Here is a 26,011-nt window from a genome sequence, read left to right as displayed (position 1 = left end):
TGCTGGCAGAACATCACCGCATAGGGGGGAGAGTACGATGAGGACCGCGCCGGTTCCGTATGAAACATGACTTAGACGATAACCCAAAGAGCCCGTGCGGCGCATGCCGCAGCCGGGCTCTTTGGGGTTGTTATTTCGAAGAAGTCACTTCACGGTAACCCGCCCCAGCGGATAGCGCAGGTCGGCTCGTGCGCCATCGACAGCGAATCGGATGCCGGGCTGCACGGTATCCGGGTCGAGGATGGCGACATGCACCGTATAGACTCCGGGAGCCGTACCGGCCGGAACGTTCAACGTCTCCGACACCGCCGTATCGCCGGGGAGCCACTCCCGAATGTCGGCTGTTCCCTTCTGGGCCGTGATCACCCTGCCGCCGGCATCGACAAGCGACAGCTCCAGCGGCCACGGGTAGTAGAACGGCGCGGCTCCCCGGTTGTTGAGGTTCAAGGAGACATGAAGCGGACTGCCTGCTTGCACCTTGGCTTCATGCGATTCCTGCGTAATGACGAACCGGTACCCGATGGTTGTCAGGAAGCGCTGAGCATTGGCGGGCAGTGAGCTGCCCTTGGCAAGGGTCAGCGGTACGCTGGGCCCCATCCAGCTGACATGGGTCAGCTGGGCCTGCTTCAATGTGGCTTCGATGTGCGCATCATCCAGGTACTTGGCGTCCTGGGCGAACTCTCCGGCACTTGGAGCCTTCACCCAGAAGTCGGGCATGGCCGGCTCCTGCTCTCCCGTCAGCCAGGAAGTATAGCCTTCGGTATACCAGCGCAGGAAGCCCCCTACGGTGGAATCTGCTTTGCCGAAAGCATCGTTGAACAAGCCCATCCCGCTCCCGCGCGCGATCTCGTGAGGACGGCGCATCAACAGAGTTTTGTTATCAAAATAGCGGAGGTAGTGCTCCGCATATTGATCCGTAATCTCATGGACGGGGTAGGGCAGGCGACCTTCCTCTTCATTCCAAGTATGCCACTCCCCCCAATGTCCAATGCTTCCCAGTTGGACAGCGGCAATGGCCGGGTCGTGATTATACCGTTCGCCTAGGGCGCGGATCAATCGTTCGTGGTTGGCGATCAGTACCGGGTTCGCATAGTCGGGACTGAAGCCTTGTCCCAGCGGCGTATCGTAGGCTTCCCCGCTTCGCCCGGTCTCTTCATACAACCAATCCGGGATGTCTTTATGGCTGTCTTCCCCGGGCACGTCAAGCACAACCCGCAGGATGATCTTCGTATTCCTCTGTTTCCACACATCGAGATGAATACTCTGCTCAATTGCATCCCAGGCGTACTTCCCTTTCTCCGGCTCGAGCTGCCGCCATGTCATATTGGCGTGCGCCAGCCGTGCCGGCAGCTTGATCTCCGCATCTTTGGCGTCGGCGACGAAGCCGGTATAGGGGTTGTCGAGTACGCCGCGGGTCTCCAGCGGAACATAGGATACCCGGTTCACGGACTCTTGGGCCCGCAGCTCCCGCAAGCCCAGCAGGCCGGCCGCCAGCAGGAACGCTATCCCTATTGCCATAAGCCCCTTTTTCATACGAAAAGTAGAGCCTCCTTCTGTTAAATCTTTCACATACTATATCAAAAGGCCTTGCTAATCACAAATAGTTAGTGCAAAATACCTAATAGTGCGGTACAATCCTTAGTGCTTATAGGCAAGATTGACTACGTACTTTCTCGAAAAAAAGAAGAATATGTCATATTAAAATTACAGGCTGCGAGGTCATTATGAGAGTATTAATTACAGGCGGCTATGGATTTATTGGTTCCTTCGTCGCAGAACGGTTTTTCCAAGAAGGTTGCGAAGTATCCATTATTGACAATTTGTCCAGCGGGGATAAGCGGAATGTGGAGTTCAAGCACAAGTCCTATCTCATGTCGGTGGAAGACGGCAAGTGCGAAGAGATATTCAGGAACAACCGGTTTGATCTTGTGGTGCACTTGGCCGCGCAGGCGGACGCCGCCGTATCCTTGGATAATCCCAGGCTGGACACCCAATCCAACGTGCTCGGGCTGTCCAATATGCTGGCGTTATCCCGCAAGTACGGCGCAGGCAAGTTTATGTTTGCTTCCACAGCGGCGGTATACGGGATGAACGGCCGGCTGCCCTTGTCCGAGTCGGAGCTTTGCGACCCGATCACGCCTTATGGCCTCAACAAGTGGGTCGGCGAAACCTATTGTGACAAATGGACTGACATGTACGGACTTCAGACGCTTAGTCTCCGGATCTCCAATGTATACGGGCCCCGGCAGGGCAGCGCGGGAGAGGGGGGAGTCGTCTCCATCTTCATGAACGCCGCTTTGGAGGGCAAGGAGCTCACGGTGAACGGCAGCGGGAGCCAGACCCGGGATTTCATCTATGTGGAGGATGTGGCGAGTGCCATCTACCGGGCCTCTCTTACGGACCTGCAGGGAGTATACAACCTGTCCACCGGGAAGCAGAGCAGTGTCAACGACCTGATCGGCTCTATCCGCAGCCTGCACGGGAGTGCGGAGGCGGTCTACCGTGAACCCCGGACCGGCGATGTACAGCGCTCAGCGCTTGACAATACCCGGTTGGCCCGCGCTCTGGACTGGGTACCCAAATACACGCTGGAGGAGGGGCTGCAGCAGACGTATGACTGGTTCCTGCATCACAAGCCGGCCTCCCAGGGGCCGTCAGCCGTGGGATCGGTCGAACCGTCGAGCACGGCGCCGCTGCTCCGGAAGCTTCTGCCCTATGCCGAGAATCTGGCTGCCTTTGCCTTGACTGCATGGCTGGTCTTATCGCCGGTAGCGGAGCTTTACAGCGTAATCGATTTTGGAATGGTCTATATTATCGTGTTCGGCATTATCTATGGCACACGCCAATCGATGGTGTCCGTCGCCCTGTCGGTTGTGCTGTATATGTACGGGCAGCTCGGCAGCGGCAGAGAAGTGGTATCCCTCCTCTATGATACGGATTTCTTCTTCCAAGTGGCCGTCTATGTGTTCGTGGGACTGGTCGTCGGCTACTCGACCGAACGCAAGAGCGATGCTATGGATGAGAAGAAGCGGCAGCTCCGGCGTGCCGAGGAGAAGCTCGAGTTTCTATCGGAAGTGTACAACGAAACCCGGGAGATCAAGGACGAGCTGCAGCACCAGATCCGCAGCAACAGCGACTCCTTCGGCAAAATCTATTCCATCATCAAGGATCTGGAGAGTCTCGAACCCGAAGCGATCTTCACCTCGACGATCAGTGTGATGGAATCGCTGCTGAAGACCCGGACGGTGGCGATCTATACCGTCAATCCGCAGCGCACCTACCTGCGTCTGGCCGCTCGGTCGCTGGGCGGGGATGAGGTGCCAAGGTCCGTGAAAGCGGAAGATTCCGATCTGGTGCAGATGATCTTCACGCACCGCTCTCTCTTCATCAACAAGGAGCTCCGCGAGGGGCTGCCCCTCATGGCCGCGCCTGTTCTCATTAACGGAGAAGTAGCCGCTATCGTGGGCTTGTACGGCTTGGATTTTGAGGAATTCACCCTGTACCACCAGAATTTGTTCCAGATTGTAACGAACATGGTCTCGTCAGCCCTCTCCCGTGCCCTGACTTATGTGGAGGCTACGAGCAGTCAACGTTACGTGGATGGAACCCCGGTGCTGAGTCCTGCGGTCTTCGCCGAGATCCTCGCTGCCAAGAAGCTGGCCCAGGAAAAGCACGGCATCCACTATGTACTGCTGAACGTAGGCGCCGCGAAAGAGGTCGCCGACGAAGCGGTGGAGGGGATCGCCCGCTCCCTGCGGGAGACGGACTATCTCGGTCTTGGGGAGACAGGGGAGCTGCTCGTGCTGCTCAGCAATACCAACCCGCAGGATGCCGCTCTGGTTCGGCAGCGGCTGGAGATCAGCCGCCCCAATATCCGCATCGCGGAGGGGGAGGAGCCTGTCTATGTTTGAGTGGGGCCTGCTGCTCTACCTCCTTATGTGCACCCTAGTGCTGGCCATCCGCCACCGTCATGACCGCAATGAATTCTTGATCCGGCTGGCGCTCGCGGTTGGCTTGCCCATTGCGGGCTTTCTCCTGCCGTTGTTCTGGCCAGCCGGTCGTCAGCTGCGGGCACGGGAAGAACAATCGGCTGAATTCATGGCCACTCTGGACCGGATTCACTCGGAGGCCCCTTCCCCTACAGTCATTTACAAGCCGGAGGCCGTCAAGGAGATCAACGTGATCCCGCTCGAGGAAGCGCTGCTGGTTAATGACACGACGACCCGGAGGAGAATCGTCATCGATCTTCTCAAGCAGGATTCCCTGGAATATTTGGAAGTGCTTCGCATGGCCGTAGGCAATGAAGATACGGAGACCTCCCACTACGCGGTCAGTGCCATCATGGAAATCAAACGGAAGCTGACCCTGTCCCTGCAGAAGCTGTCGGTACAGTATGAGCGGAATAAGGGGGATGCCCATCTGCTCCGCTCGTACGCCGATGTTCTCAGGAACTATATGCGGAGCGGCCTCCTCGACGAGCGGACCCTGCTCAAATACAAGCATACGTATACCCGGGTGCTGGGAGAACTGCTCGAGCTGTCGTCCGATGCGTATGAAGCCTACGGCGAGAAGGTGAACACCGATTTGGAGCTCCGCCAATACGAGACGGCCGAGCATACCGCACGGTTGTTCATAACGAGCTTTCCGCGCGATGAAGAAGCCTATCTTGCTTTGATTAAAGTGTATTTTACGATGCGTTCCATGGATCAACTAAAGTCAGCTCTGGAAGAACTGAAGCGTTCGCCTGTCCGTTTGACGAGCAGGGCGCTCGGAGTAGTTCGTTTTTGGGCGGAAGGAGGTTCCGATGCCGGATTCAAAAGTGCGACTTAAGCGCAGCGTCTATCTCATTCTTGCCTTTATTCTTCTGCTGGCGCTCGCTCTCCAGGTGGCCCAGTCTCCGTATATGCTTCAATTCACCCAGAACGGGAAAGTATCCGCGCAGATTATGCAGCCCGCAGCACTCCCGGAGACGGGGCCGCTGGGTACCCCCGAGCTTCCTTACTGTATTGCTTTTGACAGCGAGGATGGACAGAGCACCAAAGTCAGGGCCCAGTTGGAGCATGTGCTCCAAAGCATGAAGAAGCCCTGGAAGTCCCAGGATGCCCATGCCGCCCAATTCCAGCCTCAAGGCTGTTCGGCTGCTCTCGTGACGACCAGCGATTTGACGCTCTTGGCTGACGTGGATACACTGGCCAGCTATGTGGAGGGGGGAGGATCGGTCTTCTTCACCTCCATGCCCGAAGAAAGCGACGTCTTCTTCCGGCTGTACCGCAAGCTCGGCATTGTGAATACCGGAGAAACGGCGGAAGTGCAGGGGATCGTGCTCACTTCGAATGTCCTGATCGGCGAACAAGGACTCTCCATCGACGACGAATTCATGCGTAATCCGGCCCGCGCCTTGGAGCTTGACGGGAAGAGCCGGATTCTGGCGGAGAGCGCGGAAGGCGTGCCGCTGTTATGGGAGCACCCTTACGGCAAGGGCAAGTTCATGGTGTTCAACGGGCTCATGCTGCAGGAGAAAATCAACCGCGGCCTGCTGACGGGCTCCCTGAGTCTGCTCCAGCCGGATTTCATCTATCCGGTATTCAACTCGAAGGTGATGTACCTGGATGATTTTCCGGCACCGATCCCGAAGGGCACCAACCCGGGAATCTATGAGAAGTACCGGCGGGACATCCCGTCGTTCATGAAGGAGATCTGGTGGCCGGATATTCTGAAGGCTGCCCGGATGTACGACACGAAGCTGACCGCCGTCCTGATCCAATCTTATAACGACCGGGTTACGGCGCCTTTCCGCTCCCCGGTGGACGAAGACGGCAAGGGGCTGATCTCCTTCGGCCGCGAGGTGATCAAGAGCGGCGGGGAACTCGGCCTTCACGGCTTCAATCATCAGTCCCTGCAGCGCAGTCCCGAGATTGCAGCGGAGTACGGCTATAAGCCATGGAATACGACAGGGGACATGAGCGCTTCCATCGAAGAAGCCCTCCGGTTCGCGGGTACCGCATTCCCCAAATATACGATGCACACGTATGTGCCGCCGTCCAACGTGCTCAGCCCGGAAGGAAGGGCAGCGTTGAAGAGCGCATGGCCGGACTTAGCCGTCATCGCAAGTTTGTACGGCGAGGATGCTTCCGGGAAAGCGTATGTCCAGGAATATGAGATCGCCGAGGACGGCGTTCTGGAGATGCCGCGGGTTACATCGGGTTACTTCCCGAGAGCTTTCGACCGCTGGGCGGAGGCCAATGCGGTGACCTCGCTTGGCATCTTCTCCCACTTCATTCACCCCGACGACCTGCTGGATGCCGAGCGGAGCGATAACCTGACATGGGATCAGCTCTACGAACGGTTCACGGAGATGCTCGCCCGGGTGAAGATGACCCATCCGTGGCTGCGCTCCATGACGGCATCGGAAGCTGCCGTAGATATGAAGAACGTGCTGACCAGCCGTGTCGGATGGACACGCGGGGCAGAAGGGCTCAGCGGGACGATCGCCCCTTTCCGCCAAGAAGCCTACTTCATTCTCAGGACAGAGCGGACCATCGGAAAGCTGAGCGGATGCGAAGTACGCAGAATCGATGAAGACACATATCTGGTCAACGCGCAGGCTGCCGACTTTCATATCGAATGGGGGAACTGAACGAGATGCGCATATGTATAATCGCCGAGGGCTCGTACCCCTATGTGACCGGCGGGGTATCCAGCTGGATTCACTCGCTGATCACCAACATGCCGGAGCACGAGTTCGTCATCTTCTGCATCGGCGCCCAGAGCAGGCAGCAGGGTCAGTTCAAATATACGCTGCCGCCCAATGTCGTGCAGGTCCAAGAGATCTTCCTTGACGCTTATCTGGAGGAAACCGGCGAGTCCGGCCACCGGTACCGGATGAACGCGGAGCAGAAAGCGGCGCTTCTCTCGCTGCTCAGCGGAGATCTGCGGACCGATTGGCCGGGGATCTTCGATCTGCTCCGCTCCTCGAAGTTCCGCTCGGCCGCCGACTTTCTGATGAGCAAGGATTACTTCGATGTGCTGGTGGAGCTGGCTCAAGACAAGTATGCCCAGATTCCGTTCACCGAATTGTTCTGGACCGTCCGCTCGATGATTCTCCCCTTGTTCCTGGCGCTGCGGCATGACATTCCGGAAGCGGATGTATACCACAGCGTATCCACAGGGTATGCCGGAATGATCGGGTCTCTGGCGAAGCATCTGTACGGCCGGCCGTTTCTCTTGACCGAGCATGGGATCTACTCCCGGGAACGGGAGGAGGAGATCATCAAGTCAGATTGGGTCAAAGGGTATTTCAAGGATCTGTGGATCGAGTACTTCTACCAGCTCTCCGGCTGTACGTATGCGCATGCCGATGAGGTGATTACGCTCTTCACGCGGAACAAGGAGATCGAGATCGAGCTCGGCTGCGACCCGGAGAAGATCCGGATCATCCCGAATGGCGTCAGTATTGAGGACTATGCGGAGATCGCCCGTACGGAGCCGGCAGAGGATGGAAGGCTGCGGATCGGAGCTATCGTGCGCGTGGTGCCGATCAAGGATATCAAGACGATGATCCAGGCGTTTGCTCTGGTCAAACGGGAGCTGTCTCAAGCGGAGCTGTACATCATGGGGCCTCAGGAAGAGGACGAAGAATATTACCACGAGTGCCTTCAGCTGGTGGACAGCCTGGGAGTAACCGATGTGATCTTCACAGGAGAGGTCCAGATCAAGACGTACTTGGGCCGGATGGATCTGCTGCTCCTCTCCTCAATCAGCGAAGGCATGCCTCTGGCGGTGCTCGAAGGCATGGCTTCGGCCAGAGCGTGCATCACGACCGACGTCGGCAGCTGCCGCGAACTGCTGCTGGCCGATGACGGATTCGGACCGGCGGGTGCGGTCGTGCCGGTCATGCACTATGATCTGCTCGCTTCGGCGATGGTGCGTCTGGGCCGCAGCCGCAGTCTGCGGGAGACCATGGGACGCAATGCGCTGAACCGCGCGGGCACCCTGTATACCCGGGAGCAATTCATTCATGGCTACCGGGATCTGTATGCTTCATATGAGGAGGTGCGGGCATGGCCGGCGTCGGCTTTGAACTAAAGAAACTGTTTCGCGAACAAGGGCTGGCTCACAGCTCCAAAGCCTATGTCTTCTCGACGCTGACGACCATCGGTCCCATGATGCTCTGCATGTTCTTGCTGGTAGCCATGCAGAAGCTGATGTCCTGGAACGGCGCATCCTTCCTCGAGAAGGAACTGTTCATGACGACGATGGTGTATGGCTTCGTCTTCTCGGTGCTGCTCACGGGCGGATTGACCATGCTCCTGAACCGGTATATAGCGGATCTCATCTTCGCCAAACGATACGATGCGCTGCTGTCTTCCTCCTATGGCGCGGCAGCTGTCGCACTGCCTGCCGGATCCTTGGCCGCCTTGCTGTTTCTTCGGGATCTGCCGGTGGGCGACGGGTATAAGCTTGCGGCCTATCTGCTGTTCTCCCTGCTCAGCGTCATCTGGGTGCAATCCGTCTACTTGACCGCCCTTAAGGATTACCGCCGCATTGTACGCAGCTTCCTGTTCGGCACCGCGGCGGCGCTGGCCGGGGCTTGGCTGGTGCTTGGATTTACCCCGTTTAAGGGAGCCACAGCGGCCCTCCTGATGGCCGACGCCGGATTCTTGGTGATGGTGCTGCTGTCCGCAGTCCATTTTCAACAGATCTTTCCCCGGGGAGGCAGCCGGCTGTCGTTCGAGTTCCTGTCCTATTTCCGCAAATACCCGTCCTTGTTCCTGATCGGTACCTTCTTCTATGCCGGGGTGTACATTCACAGCATGGTCTATTGGCTGGGTCCCTACCAGGCACGGGTGGCGGAGAAGTTCCTGATCTCCCCCTTGTACGACCTGCCGGTGTTCTATGCCTATCTGACCGTCGTTCCTACGCTGGTCACCTTCGTGGTCTCGGTAGAAACGTCGTTCTACGAGAAATACCGTGAGTATTATATGAGCGTTCTTCACGGCGGTACCCTGCAGGAGATCAAGAATGCCAAGATCAGCATGCAGCGGACGCTGGTGCGCGAGATCGGCTTCATGATGGAGGTCCAACTGCTCTTTACCGTCGTGTCGGTGGCCCTGGGCTTCAAGCTGCTGCCGCTGATCGGTTTCTCCATGGCGCAGCTCGATATATTCCTGCTTCTCGTGCTGGGTTATTACGCCTTCATTATCGCCTTCATCGTGATGCTGATCATGCTTTACTATGATGACCGCAAAGGAGTCCTTGTTATCAGCAGCTTATTCATTGGATTGAATGCAACGCTCACCTACTGGACCATGAGCGCCGGCAATCACGGCTTCGGCATGTTCCTCGCCTCGTTCGTTACGCTGGCCGCGGCGCTGGCCCGGTTAATGAATTACGTGCGGAACATTGATTATCATACGTTCAGCGCACAACCCTTGGTATCCGGCATGTCAGCCGCGCCGCGCAAGGCTTGGAAGCTCAAGGCCGTGATGGCTTCGCTGCTGCTGCTCGTCTTGCTGCTGGGCACGACGGCCTGCAGCTCGGAGGCCGAACCGTCAGCGTCATCGCCGGCCGCCGCGCCGGCGCCGGCTTCGGGGACGGAGCCGCTCAGCGAAGACAAGCACCTGTATGAACGGGATGACGATCTGTCCGTGGCCAATCTGTATGTGACCGTGATGCCTGGCTCCTCGAAGCCGGCAGACCGTTCGCTGAATTGGTACTCCCTGAACCGGATCCAGAGCTCCATGGAGGAGGGCACCTTGCGCGTCCTGCTGCAGGAGGGCGGACCGGACGGGAAGGGGCCGCAGACGGGGATGTTCGGCTACGGCACGACAGAAGCGAATGCGAAGATCAGTCTGCGGGGCAATACGAGCCGCTACGAGTCCCAGCGCTCCTACAAAATCCGCTTGGACGACCAGGCGGGGCTGTGGCATGACCAGCGCATTCTGAATCTCAACAAGCATCCGTACGATACGGTGAGGTTCCGCAACAAGCTGAGTTTCGACCTGCTCGAAACGCTGCCGAATATGGCAAGCCTGCGGACCCAGTTCACCCACGTCTACGTTAAGGATTTGTCCTCAGGCGCAGCGTCCAAGGGCTTCCAGGATTATGGGTTATACACCCACGTCGAGCAGCCGGGCGAATTGTTCCTGAAGAATCACTGGCTTGATCCGGGCGGGCAGCTGTACAAAGCGAGCATGTTCGAGTTCCGGCGCAGCCCGGAGACGCTGAAGCTTGCCACCGATCCGGCTTACAACAAGCAGCTCTTTGAGCAGCAGCTTGAAATCAAGGGCAGCGACGACCATTCGAAGCTGCTTGCGATGCTCGATGACGTCAACAACATGGCGATTCCTATCGATGAAGTCATCGAGAAGCATTTTGACCGGGAGAACTATCTTACCTGGCTTGCCGCGAACCTGCTCATGGACAACATGGATACGGAAGCGCACAACTTCCTGCTCTATTCGCCGCTGAATTCGCAGAAGTGGTATTTCATTCCTTGGGATTACGACGGAGCCTGGGAGTGGGAGCATTACCGGAATGTCGACCGTACGGCAATGTACGGGAGCGGGATCAGCAACTATTGGAGCAGCGTGCTGCATAACCGGTACTTCCGCAGCGAGGAGCACGTGCGTCTCTTGAAGGACAAGATGGACGAGCTGTACGGTCTCTTCAATAAGGAGACGGTCGGCAAGAAGATCGAAGACTACCGGAAGATCACCCTGCCGTTCATGCAAAAGGGGCCGGACAAGAACTTCCTGCCGATCCGTCTCGAGCAGGCGGAAGAAGAGATCACTCGGATCGCGGATGTGCCGCTGCGCTCCATGGAACGGTTCAAGGCGGACCTGGAGAAGCCGAAGCCGGTCTTCTTGGGAGAGGTTGCGAGCGAGAAGGGACAGCGGGTCTTTGTATGGGAACCGTCATTTGATCTGCAGGGCGATGACCTTACCTATGACTGGACGCTGGCGGCCGACCCCGCCTTCACCCAAGTCGTGAAGGAACAAAAGGGCTTGAAGGAAAGCCGGATCTCGGTGGGCGGGATCGAACCGGGAACCTACTACTGGAAAGTCGTCATTCATGACGGCCACGGCCATGAGCAGATTCCGTTTGATATTTATTTTGATACAGAGGGTACGGCTTATAACGGGGTTAAAGAAGCGAAGGTGGAGTAGCGATGAACTTTCAAGGAAAGCACCTGCGGCATGAATTTAAATACTACATCCACCCGCACGAGTACAGCGCCCTGCGGACCCGGCTGTCGGGGGTACTAAGCCTCGACGGCCACTCCGGGAGTCCGGACGGCTATGGAATCCGCAGCCTGTACTTCGACGGGCCGCAGGACCATTCCCTCTACGACAAAGTGAACGGCGTCTTCGGCCGCGAGAAGTACCGGATACGGATCTACGACGGCAGCGACAAGACGATCAAGCTGGAGCGCAAGAGCAAGTACGGGGACTACGTCTGCAAGGAAGCAGCCGGACTGGAGAGAGCGCAGTACGACCGCATCCTGGCGGGCGATGCTTCCTGCTTGCGGGACGCGGAAGATGCGCTGCTGCAGGATTTCTATCAAGCGCTCGGACGGGGCTTCCGTCCGGCAGCCATCGTGGATTATGAGCGGGAAGCTTATGTCTACGGACCCAGCGATGTGCGGATTACCTTCGACAAGAAGCTGTCTGCCGGGATTAACACGTACGATATGTTCGATGAAGGGCTGGTCCTGCTCGAGGGGCTGGATGCGGCGAGGACGATCATGGAGATCAAATTCAATGCGTTCCTGCCGGAGCTGGTCCGCGTGCTCGTGCAGCCTCAAGCGCACCAGCGGTCCGCGATATCGAAATACGTGATCTGCCGGGAGACGGGCATGCGTCACTTCAAATTATAAGTACAAAGGGGAACTGAAGATGGGCGATACGCTCAATTTCCAAGATGTCATCAAAAAAAGCCTGCTGCATGTGGATGCGTTCCGGAGCGTATCTTATATCGATATCCTGCTCGGCCTGCTGATCTCCTTCGGCATCGGCTTCTTCATCTTCTATATCTACCGCAGGACGTTCCGCGGGGTGGTATACAGCTACAATTACAATGTGTCCTTCGTGCTGATGACGATGGTGACGACGATTGTGATCATGACGATCTCCTCGAACATCGTTCTCTCGCTGGGGATGGTCGGCGCTCTGAGCATCGTGCGCTTCCGGACCGCGGTGAAAGACCCGCTCGACATTATCTATATGTTCTGGGCTGTAGCGGCGGGGATCGCGACCGGCGCGAAGATGTATCCCATCGCGCTGCTAGGTTCGATTGGCGTAGGCTTGGTGCTCATCTGGTTGTCCTCCCGCAAAGTCAGGGAGCAGCCTTACCTCCTCATCATCCGCCACAACGACCAAGCGGCTGTAGAGGTGAAAACCGCTCTGCGCAAAATCGCTTACCAGGTGAAGAGCAAGACCGTGCGCAAAGACTTCACGGAATTGACGCTGGAACTGCGGCTGAAGGACGACAACACGGCGTTCGTAGGCGAGCTGGCCGGTCTGGATGGCGTACAGGACGTTGCCCTGATCAATTATACCGGCGATTACGCGCAATAAAATAACCCGGTAACGAATCACCGGGTTAACATAAGGTGGATATGATCATCGCAGACTCACAATCTGAATGGTCCGTGTCGCCGCTTCCCAGATGACCTGGGAGCCGAGCGCTTCGCTGACGAACCGGAGCGGAACAAGCGTCGTACCGTTCTCGATCACCGGCGGCTGCTCCAGCCCGGCGGCCTTCCCGTTGACGGAAGCCTGCGGACTGCCGATCGTCAAGATCACCCGGCGGTTCCCCTTAACCGCCTCTATGGTGCGGCTCTCCCCATGCCACGTAACGTTCGCCTGCAGCGCTTCGAAGACCGCGCGCAGGGGAACGAGCGTCACGCCGCTGCGCACTTCCGGAGCTACCGCATAGAACTGTTCCCTGCCATCGATGAGAAGGCGGGGATTTTGTGTTAGGGGGCGGATGCCGAAGAGCCCGAGACGGGCAGACGCGCAGAAGGCATCGCCGGACGGGGCGACACGGCACTTGGTATCGCGCAGACTTGCTCCGCCCAGCAGCACATACCTCTCCTGTCCGAGGCGGTCCAGAGAGTACCAGCCCCCGGCGTCATCCTGGAAATATACATGGCCGGCCCCGTCCGCCTGTACGCTCTCCTGCCGGACGGTCCGGCCGGAGGGAAGCGCATAGCTCCAGGACAAGCCGGTATGGTCCCTATAGGCCAGATATCCGGAAGGAAAGCTGAACGTCATGCCGGAATCGGAAGGTACGGCAGGAGCAGCGGCTGGCGGGTTGGCGGGAACTGGCACCTGGGCCCCCGACGGCAGGACCGCGGTGCGCTGTCCGCCGCTGGTATAATAGGCGGTGCTGTCCGCCGCTGTATACAGACCGGACGCGTCCGTGACGCCCAGCCTCCAGGCGATTCGGAACGATTCCGCTCCGCGGAGATAGACCGTGAGTGGTTCGTCTAGCCCTGCCGCGGCTGGAGGGAATTGGACGGTCTCCGTGAGGGAGCCGGTTTCGGAATAGGTGGAAGCAGGCAGCCCAAGCAGCAGCAGGCTGGCGGCGAGCACCGGGATCGTGAGTTGGCGTAAATGCAAGAGTATCATCCTTTAGGCAGCAGGTCTGGTTGTATTATGGATCGGTTATTATGAGAGTAAAACGTTCGTCCATTATACCACATCCCCGAAAAAATGAGCGCCCCTGCCTAAAAACTGGAACGGATGTAAACGTAAAGGGGAGATGAGAAGCGTGAAGCGTTGACAATGAAGGCTTCGCGGTTTAGTATACCTGTAGGGGTATGCGTAACCGAGGGACGATGCCGCCTACCATACTACTTGCCTCTCGCAAACAAGATCCTCAGGTCTTGTCTGGGATGCCTTAGGAGGATGAATCATGTCAATCCTGATCGCACTGCTCGTAATCTGTATCTGGGGGGCGGTGAGAAGCTGGATGCCGGTGAGAGGGCTGGCATTCGTGGATGAAGAGGCCATGCGCCGAATGCCTTCCTATGCCGCCACCCTGAAGATGGTCGATATCCGGGATGCATCGGATTACCGGGAGAATCCCGTATCCGGAGCGGTGAACATTTCCTTAGGCCGTCTGCCGTATGTCTGGCATAAGGAGCTGAAGTCCAGCGAGCCGGTTCTGATCCTGTCGGACAGCCGGCGCAAGAGCATCAAGGCAGCCCGCGTGCTGAAGAAGCACGGATTCGGCGAACTGTATGCGCTGCGAAGCAGAGCTTGTCCTTGTCCTTCTCCTTGTTATCGGACATAATATACCTGCAGGAGTATAAGAGAGGAAGTTCACAGCCTATGCACACCTATGACGATAAAGTACGCCAGCGTCTCAAAAGGATGGAAGGACAGATCCGGGGAGTCCTCAAAATGATGGAAGAAGGCAAAGACTGCAAGGATGTCGTAGCCCAGCTCTCGGCCGTACGCAGCGCGGCTGACAAGGCCATGGCCTATATTGTGGCGGTTAATCTGGAGCAATGCATTCTCGAGGAGAAAGAAAAAGGGAACGACACAGGGAAAATGGTGCACGACGCCGTTGAACTGCTCATCAAGAGCAGATAAGAGACCACCCCCGTCAACTATGTAAAAATAAGGAGTCTCGTCGTGGAAGCATCTGGGAAGATGGCGGTCATGATGCAGGCTCTTGTTCTGCTATATGACGGTGAGGTATGGCGGCAACGCCGATGAGAAGCAAACGCGCAGTCAAAGGGATTCAGCAGCAGGATCTGTTGCCGGCCGCCCTTCAGCGGGGGGAGGGCTTGGGCACAGGGAGCGGCCGGGTCTCCAAGTTGAGGGATGCCCCGCCGCGGGGGATTGACAAGCCCTGCGTCTGCCTTTAGTATACCCATAGGGGTATGGGTAACTAATGCCTTGAATATACATTGTCAAACAACAAACGGAGGAATACACAAATGATGAATGCGGATAAACTCGTAGACGCCAAAGGCTTAGCATGTCCGATGCCGATCGTCAGAACCAAAAAAGCGATGGGAGAGCTGGTCCCGGGACAGGTGCTGGAGATTCATGCCACGGATAAAGGAGCCAAAAACGATCTGGCCGCCTGGGCCAAGTCCGGAGGACATGAACTGCTGCAAGACCGGGAGGAAGACGGCATCCTGAAATTTTGGATTCAAAAAGGTTGAATCATTCGAACTTCAAGGAGAGAACATCATGACCGACAAGAAAAAAACAACGATTATCCTGTTCAGCGGAGATTACGATAAAGCGATGGCCGCTTTCATTATTGCTAACGGCGCTGCCGCTTACGACCACGAGGTGACGATCTTCTCCACCTTCTGGGGTCTCAATGCTTTCCGCAAGGAACATCCCGTACCCGTAAAGAAGGGATTCCTGGAGCGGATGTTCGCCAGGATGATGCCGCGCGGCGCAGACCGGATGGGACTGTCCCGGATGAACTTCGCCGGTATGGGCCACCAGATGATCAAGCATGTCATCCAAAAGCATAACGCGATGCCGCTGCCGGACCTGATCGGACTGGCGCAGGAGCAGGGGGTGAAGCTGGTGGCCTGCACGATGACCATGGACCTGCTCGGCCTTCAGGAGGAAGAACTCCTGGACGGGCTGGAGTATGCGGGAGTGGCCGCGTATCTGGGTGATGCCGAGAACGGGAACGTGAACTTGTTCATCTAATGAAAGGTTCAGGAAGGGAGTGCAACAACATGATAATCAAAGCAAATGCCGTGGTGGATGCCAAGGGACTCGCCTGCCCGATGCCGATTGTCCGGACTAAGAAGGCGATGAATGACCTGCACCCAGGCAGCGTAATGGAAGTGCAGGCGACGGACAAGGGATCGACGGCGGATATCAGGGCTTGGTCGGAAAGTGCGGGACACCAGTATCTGGGCACCGTGGAAGAGGGAGGTACACTGAAGCACTATCTTCGCAAATCCCGCGGTGCAGGTCTCCCGGAGAAGAGGCACCCTCATGTGGCTTCGAATGAACAGCTCGTCTCGATGCTGGGGGCTGGCGAACCGCTGGCCGTGCTCGATGTCCGCGAGTCGGCGGAATACTGCTTCGGCCATATCCCAGGTGCCCTGTCGATCCCGCTCGGCGAGCTGGAAGCCCGTCTCGGGGAACTGAACCGGGAGCATCCCCTCTACGTGGTCTGCCGTACAGGCAGCCGGAGCGATCTGGCCGCGCAGCAATTGACTGCAGCCGGGTTCACGCAGGTGATCAATGTGGTGCCAGGCATGAGCGAGTGGCCCGGGGAGCAGGTTAACGCAGCGCAGTCCTGAGATGCAGCATAGGGTGCAGCGTACGGTACAGCCTATTTTTTTGACCAAAATAATACTCCTGGGGGTATATAGAATGGCAGTAAGAGCCATGACAACGCAAGAAGCCGCAGCCAAAGTGATCGGCCGGGAAGAGCTGTTCGTACTGGATGTCCGCAATGCCACCGACTTCGCCGATTGGAAGATCGAAGGGAAGCACTTCCGTTACCTCCATGTCCCGTACTTCGATCTGCTGGATGGGGTCGAGGGGATTGTACCCCAGCTTCCGGCAGGCGAAGAAATTCTGGTGGTGTGCGCCAAGGAAGGCTCGTCGGTGATGGTAGCCGAGATGCTGTCGGATGCGGGCTTCGCTGCAGCCTACCTGAAAGGCGGCATGAAAGCCTGGAGCGAGCATCTGAGGCCGGTCAAGATAGGGGAGCTCAGCGGCGGGGGCGAGTTGTATCAATTCGTGCGGATAGGCAAGGGCTGCTTGTCCTACATGATCGTCTCCGGCGGGGAAGCGGCAGTAATTGATGCTGCACGGATGACCGAGGTGTATACGGACTTTGCCCAAGCCCACGGTGCCAAGATTACGCATGTATTCGATACGCACCTGCATGCCGACCATATCTCCGGCGGCCGGACGATCGCGGAACAGGCCGGCGCTTCCTATTGGCTGCCCCCAAAGGATGCGGAGGAAGCCGAGTTCGCCTATCGTCCGCTGGATGACGGGCAGAACCTGGCCATCGGGGAGACATCGATCGCGATTCATGCGCTGCATACGCCGGGACATACGATCGGATCGACCTCGTTCATTGTGGACGGGAGGTTCCTGCTCTCCGGTGACATCCTCTTCATCGATTCGATCGGAAGACCGGACCTCGCCGGGGTGGCGGAGGACTGGGCGGGCGATCTGAGAGAGTCCTTGTACAAGCGGTATAAGGAACTGTCTGCGGAGCTGATGGTGCTGCCGGCCCACTTCATGATCGTGGACGAGCTCCATGAGGACGGAAGCGTATCGGCAAGGCTCGGAGAGCTGTTCGAACGCAACCACGGGCTGAACATCGAGGATGAGGCGGAATTCCGGCGAATGGTCACGGAGAACCTGCCGCCGCAGCCGAATGCTTACCTGGATATCCGCGAGACGAACAGGGGGAAGCTCAGGCCGGATGCGGCAGAGCAGCGGGAGATGGAGATCGGGCCTAACCGGTGTGCGGTACGATGATGGCGGCTGGGGGAGAGGTGGGGGGATGTTCACCTTGCCGAGGCTTGCCCTCCCTCACCAGCTGAATGATAAGCACGGACAGGCTGCCGCGGTGATCGAGGCAGCCTGTCCGTATTGCAGCGGAAATAGGTGTAGACCTACAGCATGGAACGTAATGTTCCTTGGCTTACGCGGTGAAACCACAGCGGGTAACCGATCCTAGGCGTACAGCGTGAAACCACAGCGGGTAACCAATCCTAGACCTACAGCATGGAACGTAACGTTCCTAGACACCCAGCGTGCAGCCGCGTTCTACCGTACCGGCATGCTGCCGATGCTACACATACAGCAGGAACGTCTTGATCTCGTAGGGCTGGATGCGGAACTCCAGCTTGCCTGCAGGCTTCCGCTCTTCGGCAGGGAGCTCGAGCAGGTCGCACTCCTGCCAAGCCTTCACGGGGAACCCGGGGAGCAGTTCCACGGTACTGCGGGCGCCGGTGAACTCGTGCAGGCGCAGAACGACGGCTTCGCCGTCCTCGGCTTTCTTCACCGCGTCCACCAGGACGTTCGGGGCCGATAGGCCGAGGAAGGCCCCGGCCGTGGCCAGGCTGCCAGTCCCACCCAGCTGTACGGTCAGCGGGCTGTTCAGCGCCCAGGCCTCCCGGACGGTGCCGCCTTCCACCCAATCGCCGGCGTGGGGCAGCAGGGCATAGGTGAAAAGATGCTCTCCCTGATCGGCTTCGGCGTCAGGAATCTGGGAGGACTTGATCAGGGTCAGCCGCATGACATGGTCCTTGATGTCATACCCGTACTTGCAGTCGTTAAGCAGGGAGACTCCGAAGCCGCGTTCCGAGAGGTCGGCCCACTGGTGGCCGACCGTCTCGAAGCGGGCATAGTCCCAGCTTGTGTTCCAATGCGTCGGACGCTTCACATTGCCGAACTGGATGTCGTAGGTCGCTTCCACGGAGCGGACCGCTACCGGGAAGGCGGCCTTGAGCAGGCGGCGCCGCTCATGCCAGTCGGCCCGCGTGACGAAGTCGATACGCCGGCTGCCGCGGTACACCGTCAGGTCCTGAAGGACCGTGGAATCCTTGTACGCCCAGCGGAAGCGGACGACGGCGCGCAGCGCTCCGCATTCGAGGAGCTCGGCCCCGCGGAAGTCCGTGATCTCCTCCATTTTCTCGCCATAGAAAATGTCGATGTCCCACGCCTCGTGCCGGCCCTTCGGCTTGTCCTCGAAGGCCTGCAGCACGTTGCCGCGCGCTCCGGCAGCCAGCACTTCGCGTCCGGCGGCGCGGTCGTACAGCCGCGTGAGCTGGCCGGCTTCGTTCCACTGCAGCTCGTAGTGCGGCGTGAGCAGGGAGGAGCCGCCCCAGACGAAAGCGGCCTCCTCCGCGGCGGCCGCAGCGGCAGGACCGGGCTCGAACCGCAGCTCCGCGCAGCCGAGCGGAGGGAGCGCCGCCGCTTCCACGAGCCAGCCGCCGTCTGCGGCAGGCTGGGCGCTGAGCACGGTGCCGCCGGCGTCCCGCCACGTACCGGGACCGGCCGTGCCGGGCGTACACGGCATCGCCACGGCTTCGGTGCGCTCCCACGAGGCGCTGTTGAAGACCGTGAAGCGGCGGCCTTCGGCATCCGCTGCGGTCACAGCCTCCGCGGCTGCGGACCATGCCCCGTCTGCCAGCCGCGCGGCATGCGCGTACTCGGCGGTGCTGTCCTCGTATACCTCGCGGATCGACGACCCCGGAATGATGTCGTGGAACTGGTTGCGGAGCACGATGATCCAGCTCTCATGAATGTCGGCCCCCGGATAGTGCGACCAGGAGCCGCCCCGGACGCTGGCGAGCACGCCCAGCCACTCCGCTTCCCGCAGGCGCAGCTCGAGCTTGCGGTTCATCTTTTTATTATACGCCTGGCTCGTGTACGTACCCCGGTGCAGCTCCAGATACAACTCCCCATCCCAGGTATGCAACATATTGATCCGAATCGTCTACGGTCTTCCGGAGCTCGTCGAAATACTCGTCCGCCCGGCCTGTAGTGACCTGGGGCAGCCCTGGCATCTCCGCCAACCGGCGCCGCATCTCCAGCATCGTGCGGTTCACTCCGCCGCCCCCGTCCCCGTATCCATAGGAGAGCAGCAGCGACCGGTTCAGGGACTTGTCCCGGTACGCCTCCCAGATCCCCGTCACCGACTGGGGCGTGATCCCGCCGTTATAGGTATAATAGAAAGCGCCTTCAGAACTGCCGGGATCGGGCGTCGTGATGAAGTGGGTCAAGATCTCCGTCCCGTCGATGCCCCTCCAATAGAACGTATCGTGCGGCATGCGGTTATACTGGTTCCACGAGATCTTCGTCGTCATGAACGCCTCGATGCCGGATTTCTTCAGAATCTGCGGCAGCGCCCAGCTGTAGCCGAACACGTCGGGCAGCCAGAGGTATCTGCACTCCACGCCGAATTCCTCCCTGAAAAAACGCGTGCCGTACAAAAGCTGGCGCACGAGCGACTCGCCTGAGGTCAGGTTGCAGTCGGCCTCCAGCCACATGGCGCCGCCGGCCTCCCACCGGCCTTCGGCAACACGCTCCTTGATCTGCGAGTAGATCTCGGGATAGTCCTCCCGGATATAGGCATAGAGCTGCGGCATCGTCTGCAGGAAGACATAGTCGGGGTAGAGCTCCATGAGCCGCAGGACGGTGGAGAACGAGCGGGCCGCCTTCTCCCGCGTGTGCTTCAGCTGCCACAGCCACGCGACGTCGATGTGCGTGTGGCCGATGCACCGGACCGTGACGGGATGGTGCTTCGGTACGGAGGCGAGGCCTTCCCGCAGCGACAGCCGGGCCCCACCGAGCGACGCATAGAAGGCGTCCGAGCCGGGACTCGACCAGTCGACGAGCAGGAACGCGCGGTCGAGCGCCTGCAGCAGATCGTGGCGCTCCGGCTGCCCGGAACCGAGCACCTTCACGGTCTCCAGCGCCGCCAGCGCCGTGTAATAGAGGTCGTCCGCCGCCTCATCGAGCCGCGCCAGCTCGGCACGGTTCAGCCGGTGCTCCTGCACCTGCTTCGGCAGATAGCCGCCGAGCCCGGACCAGAGCCGCAGCTGCAGCGGCAAGGAGGAGCCAGCCGCATCCGGAGGCAGGAATACTTCGGCGTGGTTCGTATCCACGCCCTGATACGGCCTGCCGTCCACGAACAACAGCGCCTCGAAGCCGCTGTTATTGCCTCCGCCGGAGGTGCCGAGGTCGAAGCGGAGCAGGGCGCCTCCGCTCGCCCACTCCGCCGGCACTTCCGCTTCTGCGGCAAGCCAGCGGTACACGCCGCGCCCCGACCAGCGGTCGCCTAGGGAAGCGGGCTGCCAGCTGCCCTCCGGGCTGGGGTAAGCGCCAATGGCGCCATTCTCATCGGATTTCGTGCGCAGTCCGGACAGCGGGGTGATGTCACGGTAACGGTAAGGCTCGAGCTCCCGTATACGGGCTTCCAGCTTTTCGACGGTCCAGAACATAGGTGAACGTCCCCTTTCCAAGCTTTCTGTTTCTTACCTCCTCCATTATATAAGAAGATTCGTGATAGAGTAGACGGCCCCGTGCTTTTTCGTGCCGGTATCCTAGTAGAGTACGGATTCTGTAGATCGTTGGAATTCGGACTTTACGATGGTGGGATGCCAACCGTATAATCATTACGAAATAATGGAGAATGTTGTAAACATATGGGGAAGGAGGAAAAGGTTCACTCGCCAGAAGATTCCGATGTTCCTGCATGTCTATGATGATACATAATGTATCCATAAGAAAAGGAGACCTGATCGATGGCCAAACGACTGTTTTTCCCCTTTCTCGCCTTACTGCTGTTCCTGCAGCTGTCAGCGGCTGCGCATGCTGCCGACGGGATTCAACTGAATGTCAGCCTCACTTCCTACCAGTCTGATGTGACGGGTAACTATGTTCCGGTAACGGCTTATGTGCAATCTTCCTCGCCGATCCGGTCTGTCAAAGCCAGCCTGGATTCGGTAGAGATCGAACTGAAGGTCTGCGAATATCAGGGTCCGTACTGCGGGCAGATCCCGCTGGATAACATTTCTTACGGGGAGAAGACCGTGACCGTCACAGCGGAAGACTCGGAGGGCCGGACCGCCACGGCATCCGCCACGTTCTGGCATGACCGGTTGAACGTCATGGAACCCCAAGACCGGTCCGTCATTACGGACGGCAAGCTGCATCTGCGGATATCCTCTCTCGGCGGCACGCAGGATTCGCGGATCCGGGCCATGATTACGAATGCACGCGGCAACCAAATCGCGAGTGTGGAAGGAAGCGACCCGATCGACCAGTGGGTGGATATTCCGGGGACCGGTCTCCTCGAGCTTCAACTGGACGCCGACCTGTGGGACAGTACGGGTCAAAGAACAGCATGGTATCAGTCTAAGCTGTACGTGAATAACAATCCCCGGCTGCAGCCGGTATTCTCCATAACAGATCCCGGGGCTTATGATATCGTCGCTTACGATGAGACGAGAGCGATTGCCCGCTCGGGTGGGAAAGTGTATCAATTCTCGAGGGCAACCGGCCAGAAGACGGAGATTCCGAATGCCCCGATCGACAGCAGGTACGGGGGAGGCTTCTACCTCACGCCGGCAGGACTGCTGTTTCATAATGTCGATCCCTATGACGGCGACAGAACTTACTTCTGGAATGGAACCGGGCTTCAAGTGCTTCCAGACCCCATCGAAAGCGATGTCTACACCAAAGGGAATTATGTACTGTACAGCAGCGGAGAGTACGGTAATCAATGGGTGTGGATGAATCTGCAGAACGGTCAGACCCGCCGTTACAGCCTGAGCACGTTCAGCAGCGCGGGTCTGGAGGACAACGGCGATCTCCTGATGGTCCAGAATGACGTTATCAAGAGATTCAAGCAGGACGGCTCGGAAGAAGTCGTATTGGCCGGACAGGACAGGGCCGAGAAACTATCGGCTGATGGCAGCCGGGTATTATTCAAGAAAGACGGCTTGCTGTACGCATATGAGGCGGGAGCGCTGAAGCGTCTCACGGATTCGTCGGTAGGGGATTACAAGGCAGCCGGGGGCTGGACCGCCTACACCCAATATGAAGAAGGCCGCTATCATCTATTCCTCCGTTCTCCGCAGGACGAAGTGAAGCAGATCCAGTCTTACGAACGCGAAGACGAGTATCTTAATGGCCATCTGCAGCCGAATGGTGAGCTTCTCGTATTTCATAACGGTGCGACGTTGGTGCGCGGCTTCGGAGAGGAGCCGCAGGTGATCGATTCGTCAATCTATCCCCAGCAGATTCGCAACCTGAACGGCAAATGGTATAGAGGGCTCGGGCGTACAGTGTTCGAGATCCGCACAGGTGCAGAGGATAAAGAACCTCCCCTCTGGCCGTCTGCCGATGCGCTGACCGTCTCGGAAGTCACTTATGATTCGGCCGTACTGCAGTGGCAGCCGGCAGTGGATCAGGCAGGGGTGAAGGAGTACCATGTGTACCAGGGCGCAGCGCTCCTCGGCAGCGTCGAAGGAACGGTGAACCGTTACCGGGTGACGGGGCTGGAAGCGGCAACGGCCTACGCCTTCCGCATCGAAGCGGAAGATGCGGCGGGTAACCGGTCGCTGCAGAATCCTGAAGTTCAGGTAACCACGGCCGGGCATCCGGCGGGCGATACGACCGCGCCCGAATGGCCTTCCGGCGGCAGCGTCCTCACCGTGCAGGACGTTACGTACAACCGGCTGAACCTCGTATGGCAGCCGGCCTTCGACCAGGAGGGCGTCACGGCTTACCGGATCTACGGCAGCAGCGAACTATTGGATACGGTCAGCGGGGATGTCTACAGCTACGCCGTAACGGGATTGGCGCCTGACACGCGGTATGAATTCGCAGTCCGGGCCGTGGACGGAGCGGGGAATGCAAGCGCCGGCGCAGCCGTGTCGGTCACAACCGCAGCCTATGGCCTACACCCGGAAGCGGGCGTCTTATCGCTGCACCTCGGGCCGGGTTTCCCTGCCAAAGGATCCCCGGTGGAGGTTAGCGTGAAAGCCGAGAAGGCGGAGGATCTGTACGCCTTCCTGCTCAAGCTGCAGTATGACCGCACTCTGTTGAAGCTGAACAGTGTCCAGCTGCACAAGGAGTTCGGCAAGGAAAAGACGGAAGCGGTGCTGGCTTCCACCGGCCTGCAGGCCGAGACAGTCGGCTTGACCGGTTCCTTACTTGGGAACGTGCCGGGTAAGAGCGGCAGCAGCGGGCTTCTTACCCTGAAGTTCACTGCCCTGCAGAATGGCGCTGCCCAGGTGACGGTGGCCTCCTCCTCGCTGTCCGACAGCAAGGGGAACGTACGGCAGGTCACCCCGCCGGCGGCCTTGACCGTATACATCGGCAGAGGGGACCTCGATAACGACGGGGTGATCGGGCTGAGCGATCTTGTCCTCATCTCCCTGGCACACGGAACGGTCAAGGGCCAGCCCGGCTATCTCCCGCAGTATGATCTGAACAACGATGCGCGCGTCGATGTGACCGATGTACAGTATATTGCGGGCAAAGTGGCTGCGGGAGCCTAAATGCCTCCAATGGGAGGCTGCACATCTTTTTTGAAAGCCGGATCTCCGGCTTTCTTTTTTTATGGTCCAAGGCGAACCGCCCGGTCAAAAAGTGATCATGGAAACGTAATGGACATAGGGGTTAGGATCCATAGGTGATAATGAAATCAATACACTTGGAGGCTTAGACATGAAAACGGATCGCAGAAAGGCACTGAAAATCTTAGGTTCGTTCACTGCTGCTCTACTCATGGGGAATGCCATTCGTCCTTCGGAGGGCAGGGCCGCTGCAGTTAGTGAACCAGTCGGCACTTGGGCGAACGTAAAGTCTTACGGAGCCGTGGGGGACGGGCTGACGGACGATACGATAGCCATCCAAAAGGCAATCGATCAATCTCCTTCCGGCTGCTTATATGTCCCCGAAGGAGTTTATCTGGTTCGGAATTTGGTGTTGAAGACAGGGATCCATCTGATAGGGGCCGGGATCGATAGAACCATTATTCGGGCCATCGCCATGATTGACGCAAACACAATCAATACGAAGGTAGTCATTACATCAGCCTATTTATCTTCGCACGTAGGCATATCCTCACTTACCGTAGATGGACAAAAAGAGGCCAGAGCGAGCGTAAAGAATAAAGGGGATCTGGGTGTACATAACATTTCTTTTAATACAACGACGCATTTTGAAGTGAACCAGGTAAAAAGCATCAATGCCACTCACTCGGGCATTGTTGTATTCAGGTCAAGCCATGGAGTGATATCCAACTGCATTATTTTAGATTCGGCGTCTAATGGAATTCTGGGCCTTCAAAACTGTTCTTATATTACCATCAGGGATAATTATATCGACAAGACCGAAAATCAAAATTGCATATTTTTTGCAACGCAAATGGCAAAGGACGTAACCGAAGCAAGTAAATTTGTTCTGATTGAAGGCAACGCTTGTTTACATGCTGCCGATTTCGGCATTGAAGTTGGCGCTTTCCAAACCTACGAACATCCTGTTCATGAATATCCGATTATTCGGAATAATTATGTGGAAAATGCTCCGAATGCCGGTATCGCCTTGCGTCTTGCGAATCATGGAATCATTGATGGGAATGTGGTTGTCGGTTATTCCTTACAACCCAGGGCGGGATACTATCAGCCGGGTATTCTTGTGGATGGGGTACAGAAATTTTGCAGGCATGTTTCTGTTTTGAACAATTATGTTATCCAAACGGTGTTCAATTCCCAGACCGATCCCAATCTGGGGGCCAGTGCGATCATCATCGAAGGTATGGAATATGTGGAGGTGAAAAATAACACGGTAGAAAAAGCCAGAGGACATGGCATTTATGTGGTCGCTTCTGTCTTTGAAACGGCAACTCCTGATTTTCCCGATAAACAAAGACTGGTTAATCATATTACCGTCTCAGAGAATACCGTACTGGACGCACAGCTGTCAGGCATCTATGTCGAAGGTTTCAAAGCGGAGAGCATAAAAGCGATTCATAATAAGATTATGCGTGCCGGTAAAAATGGAATCCACCTGTCCGGGGGAGCTCAGACCGGTAAGAATGCTGTCATTAACCAGAATATCATTGAAAGTGCCGGTCTCAATGGGATCCTGGTGTGGAAAGTCAATTCTGTCATGATCAACAATAATATGCTGACCAATAACGGGCAGAAGGCTTCCACCCCCGAAACCCAAGCCGGGGTACAAGTTACGGTGGTTACCGGCTGTATCCTTACCGGCAATCTGTTTAACGACGACCAGACAACCCCTACCCAAACTTACTCCATGTCTCTTCATAACAGTAGCTATGTCGTCTCTAATATGAATCTGGCTCTCGGGGCTTCCGTCCCTATGAAAAACTATACCTTGTCCAACTCCACCATCGTGTAACTTGGCCGCTATCTTGGCTTAAGTTCCGACAAAAAGTGATCATGGAAATGAAATGTCCCCCGGGTTAGGATGGGATCATTGCATTCAAAGGAGAGGGATGAGAT

General features: G+C 57.7%; 17 protein-coding genes and 1 pseudogene. 15 read left to right on the top strand and 3 right to left on the bottom strand.

Annotated elements, in window-relative coordinates:
- Positions 1-144: 144 nt before the first annotated feature.
- Entirely contained in the window at positions 145-1,518 is a 1,374-nt protein-coding gene (locus tag O9H32_RS02050) for a DUF4832 domain-containing protein (protein WP_269864058.1), read from the bottom strand.
- Positions 1,519-1,724: 206 nt separating this feature from the next.
- Here O9H32_RS02050 and O9H32_RS02045 point away from each other — a divergent pair, with 206 nt between their 5' ends.
- The 7 genes from O9H32_RS02045 to O9H32_RS02015 are packed head-to-tail and all read left to right on the top strand — an operon-like array spanning position 1,725 to position 12,578.
- Positions 1,725-3,911 carry an NAD-dependent epimerase/dehydratase family protein gene (locus O9H32_RS02045; protein WP_269864057.1) on the top strand — a complete coding sequence of 729 codons (2,187 nt, stop codon included), beginning with the start codon at positions 1,725-1,727 and terminating at the stop codon, positions 3,909-3,911.
- Positions 3,904-4,830, top strand: coding sequence for a hypothetical protein (locus O9H32_RS02040; protein ID WP_269864056.1), 927 nt, complete (start codon positions 3,904-3,906; stop codon positions 4,828-4,830). The genes O9H32_RS02045 and O9H32_RS02040 overlap by 8 nt, the downstream gene beginning before the upstream one ends.
- Positions 4,805-6,637, top strand: coding sequence for a DUF2194 domain-containing protein (locus tag O9H32_RS02035; protein WP_269864055.1), 1,833 nt, complete (start codon positions 4,805-4,807; stop codon positions 6,635-6,637). Before O9H32_RS02040 ends, O9H32_RS02035 begins: the two co-directional genes overlap by 26 nt.
- A complete protein-coding gene (gene pelF / locus O9H32_RS02030) occupies positions 6,625-8,085 on the top strand; it encodes a GT4 family glycosyltransferase PelF (protein ID WP_269864054.1) in 1,461 nt (486 codons plus the stop codon). Before O9H32_RS02035 ends, pelF begins: the two co-directional genes overlap by 13 nt.
- The gene (gene pelG, locus O9H32_RS02025; protein WP_269864053.1) at positions 8,061-11,168 is read left to right on the top strand and encodes an exopolysaccharide Pel transporter PelG; all 3,108 of its coding nucleotides are present in this window, start codon (positions 8,061-8,063) and stop codon (positions 11,166-11,168) included. The genes pelF and pelG overlap by 25 nt, the downstream gene beginning before the upstream one ends.
- 2 nt (positions 11,169-11,170) lie before the next feature.
- The gene (locus O9H32_RS02020; RefSeq protein WP_269864052.1) at positions 11,171-11,878 is read left to right on the top strand and encodes a polyphosphate polymerase domain-containing protein; all 708 of its coding nucleotides are present in this window, start codon (positions 11,171-11,173) and stop codon (positions 11,876-11,878) included.
- A 19-nt stretch (positions 11,879-11,897) separates the two neighbouring features.
- Positions 11,898-12,578, top strand: a complete 681-nt coding sequence (locus tag O9H32_RS02015; protein ID WP_269864051.1) for a DUF4956 domain-containing protein — start codon at positions 11,898-11,900, stop codon at positions 12,576-12,578.
- 45 nt (positions 12,579-12,623) lie between these two features.
- Here O9H32_RS02015 and O9H32_RS02010 read toward each other — a convergent pair whose 3' ends face one another.
- Positions 12,624-13,625 (bottom strand): copper amine oxidase N-terminal domain-containing protein, encoded by a 1,002-nt coding sequence (locus tag O9H32_RS02010; protein ID WP_269864050.1) that lies wholly within the window; start codon positions 13,623-13,625, stop codon positions 12,624-12,626.
- A gap of 295 nt (positions 13,626-13,920) precedes the next feature.
- Between O9H32_RS02010 and O9H32_RS02005 the strand changes: the two genes are divergently transcribed.
- The 6 genes from O9H32_RS02005 (at position 13,921) to O9H32_RS01980 (ending at position 17,498) form a co-directional block, all read left to right on the top strand.
- A complete protein-coding gene (locus O9H32_RS02005; RefSeq protein ID WP_269864049.1) occupies positions 13,921-14,301 on the top strand; it encodes a rhodanese-like domain-containing protein in 381 nt (126 codons plus the stop codon).
- A gap of 38 nt (positions 14,302-14,339) precedes the next feature.
- On the top strand, positions 14,340-14,603 hold the full coding sequence (locus tag O9H32_RS02000; protein ID WP_269864048.1) for a metal-sensitive transcriptional regulator: 264 nt from the start codon (positions 14,340-14,342) through the stop codon (positions 14,601-14,603).
- 353 nt (positions 14,604-14,956) lie between these two features.
- Positions 14,957-15,184 (top strand): sulfurtransferase TusA family protein, encoded by a 228-nt coding sequence (locus tag O9H32_RS01995; protein WP_269864313.1) that lies wholly within the window; start codon positions 14,957-14,959, stop codon positions 15,182-15,184.
- A 28-nt stretch (positions 15,185-15,212) separates the two neighbouring features.
- Positions 15,213-15,692: a DsrE/DsrF/DrsH-like family protein gene (locus O9H32_RS01990; protein WP_269864047.1), complete on the top strand. Its 480-nt coding sequence runs from the start codon at positions 15,213-15,215 to the stop codon at positions 15,690-15,692.
- A gap of 29 nt (positions 15,693-15,721) precedes the next feature.
- Entirely contained in the window at positions 15,722-16,297 is a 576-nt protein-coding gene (locus tag O9H32_RS01985) for a sulfurtransferase TusA family protein (RefSeq protein ID WP_269864046.1), read from the top strand.
- 73 nt (positions 16,298-16,370) lie between these two features.
- Positions 16,371-17,498 (top strand): MBL fold metallo-hydrolase, encoded by a 1,128-nt coding sequence (locus tag O9H32_RS01980; RefSeq protein WP_269864045.1) that lies wholly within the window; start codon positions 16,371-16,373, stop codon positions 17,496-17,498.
- A gap of 316 nt (positions 17,499-17,814) precedes the next feature.
- Here O9H32_RS01980 and O9H32_RS01975 read toward each other — a convergent pair.
- Positions 17,815-20,971, bottom strand: a pseudogene (locus tag O9H32_RS01975) (alpha-mannosidase).
- A gap of 303 nt (positions 20,972-21,274) precedes the next feature.
- On the opposite strand from O9H32_RS01975, the gene O9H32_RS01970 reads away from it, so the two are divergent.
- Positions 21,275-24,037 (top strand): fibronectin type III domain-containing protein, encoded by a 2,763-nt coding sequence (locus tag O9H32_RS01970; RefSeq protein ID WP_269864044.1) that lies wholly within the window; start codon positions 21,275-21,277, stop codon positions 24,035-24,037.
- Between the two features lie 169 nt (positions 24,038-24,206).
- Entirely contained in the window at positions 24,207-25,907 is a 1,701-nt protein-coding gene (locus tag O9H32_RS01965) for a right-handed parallel beta-helix repeat-containing protein (protein WP_269864043.1), read from the top strand.
- The last annotated feature ends 104 nt before the right edge of the window (positions 25,908-26,011 follow it).

The organism is Paenibacillus caseinilyticus, assembly GCF_027533645.1.
Classification (GTDB): Bacteria; Bacillota; Bacilli; order Paenibacillales; family NBRC-103111; genus Paenibacillus_G; species Paenibacillus_G caseinilyticus.
Note: the sequence above shows the minus strand (reverse complement) of the source record. Positions and strands in the feature narration are given on the sequence as shown.